Source organism: Gottfriedia sp. NPDC057991 (assembly GCF_042886615.1).
GTDB lineage: Bacteria > Bacillota > Bacilli > Bacillales > Bacillaceae_G > Gottfriedia.
Map to the genome: position 1 here is coordinate 1 of NZ_JBHVQN010000022.1, position 2,139 is coordinate 2,139.

Genomic DNA, 2,139 nt, shown 5'->3' on the forward strand with positions numbered 1-2,139 from the left:
CTCTAGTAAAGGCTAGACAGTTCCTTTCGGAATTGAAGGATTATATCGAAGAATCAAATGATTGGGTAACGCCTTGAAGGGTTCTCTCTTAGTCGGATAGCACTGGATTAAGTAAGAATGATCGTGTTATAAGCTCGGCGAAAAGGCGTGAGAAATTACCGTACCGGTTCGGCTGGCGAAAGCCTACTCGATGGAGTGGTGTGATTCATGATGCTTGAGTTGAATGAATATGGTGAGTATGCAAATAAACCTACCAAAAAAGGTTAAGCTGACGAACTTCTGAATGTACGGGTCTATAACTGCGATACATAGAAATGTGTATATCACCAAATTGTGAGGTTAGATGTGGATGAGTAAAACTAACTAATATGAAAATCCATGATGCGTTACAGGCGTATGAATGCTAACAGGCTTAGAGGAAGCACCTAAGTTCATTCTATAATAGATATAATTCAACATTGTAAGCTGATAACGTAGAGGGCTTACTTCCTATGAAACGTTGGCAAGGAAAACATTAACGACACTAGTTACTGTATAACTTGTTTTTATATCAGTGAAAGTGGTGGCACAGTACCAATGAAATGTCTAATCCACATGGAGGGATAGCCACTAGACTAATATAGATTTATTCAACCATGTAAGGCAGTTCTTTATCGATTAATAAGGTTCTTGTGAGACTAAAAGAGGTTTAACTTCGAAAGGAGCAACCGACTTATTGAAACGGGAGAAACTGAGACACAGTGAATATTACAGTATGCAAACTTGTTTTGACATACTTTATGCCCAAAGTGTCAGTGGTCATCACTTCTATGATTTAACAGAGTTAATGTGCTCTGAAGATAATATTCGACTTGCCTACCGAAACATTAAAAGAAATACAGGTAGTAAAACTGCGGGAACAGATAAATTAACGATTGATGATATTATAAATCTGTCAGTTACAGAGGTAATAGAAAAGGTTCAAGCAATGTTCAGACGTTACGAGCCCCAAACAGTAAGGCGTGTTTTTATTCCGAAAGGAAAAGGAAAAACCAGACCTTTGGGGATTCCAACAATTTGGGACCGAATCTTTCAACAATGTATACTTCAAATCTTAGAGCCAATATGTGAAGCGAAATTCCATAAACATAGTTATGGATTCAGACCAAATCGAAGCACACACAATGCGAAAGCTAGATTCGAGTTTCTTATAAATCGAGTTGGACTCTACCATTGTATAGATGTAGATATAAAAGGATTCTTTGACAACGTTAATCATAGTAAATTACTAAAACAAATGTGGTCGTTAGGTATAAGGGATAAACCACTTCTTTCTATTATATCTAAACTGTTAAAAGCAGAGATTGAAGGTGAAGGTATTCCTACAAGAGGTACCCCACAAGGAGGAATATTATCTCCTTTACTTTCCAACATTGTATTAAATGAGTTGGATTGGTGGATAAGTGACCAATGGGAAACGTTTAAAAGTAGCCATACTTATTTAAACAATGGCAGCAAATATAAGTCCTTAAAGAAAACAACTTTGAAAGAGTGCTTTATCGTCCGTTATGCGGACGATTTTAAGATATTGTGTAGGACAAGGTCACAGGCAATAAAAATGAATTACGCATTGAAAGACTTCCTAAAAAACAGACTACATCTTGAAACCAGTGAAGAGAAATCCAAAATTATCAACTTAAAGAAGAACTCTTCCGAGTTTCTTGGCTTTTCAGTAAAAGCCATGAGAAAAGGAAAAACGTATGTAGCAAGGTCCGATATGTCAAAGAAGGCACAAGCCAACGCCTTCCAAAAGATAAAGGAAGCTATAAAATTGGTTAAGAAAAAACCTAGTACTCAGACTGTCTGGAATTTTAATACTGTGGTAATGGGAATCCAAAACTATTATTCTGTTGCCTCTCAAATTACTATTAATCTAAATAAGTTAAACTATCATCTACGCAAAACGTTATACAATCAACTAAAGAATATTAGAACAGAGGCAAGTTTTCATGATATGACTAAGACCTTACAGAAAAGGTACAAAGGTTATGGAAGTAAATTATTCAAGATACAGCAAATGGTATTTGTCCCTATCCATGCCCAACGGTGGAAATTACCACACTGTTTTACACAAACGATATGTAACTTCACTGCCGAAGG

1 protein-coding gene is annotated in these 2,139 nt (G+C 36.3%); it reads left to right on the top strand.

All coding sequences use genetic code 11. The features are described 5' to 3' along the window. Positions 1-715: 715 nt before the first annotated feature. On the top strand, positions 716-2,139 hold a 1,424-nt coding region (ltrA, locus tag ACFVR2_RS25095), incomplete at its 3' end, for a group II intron reverse transcriptase/maturase (protein ID WP_483867308.1).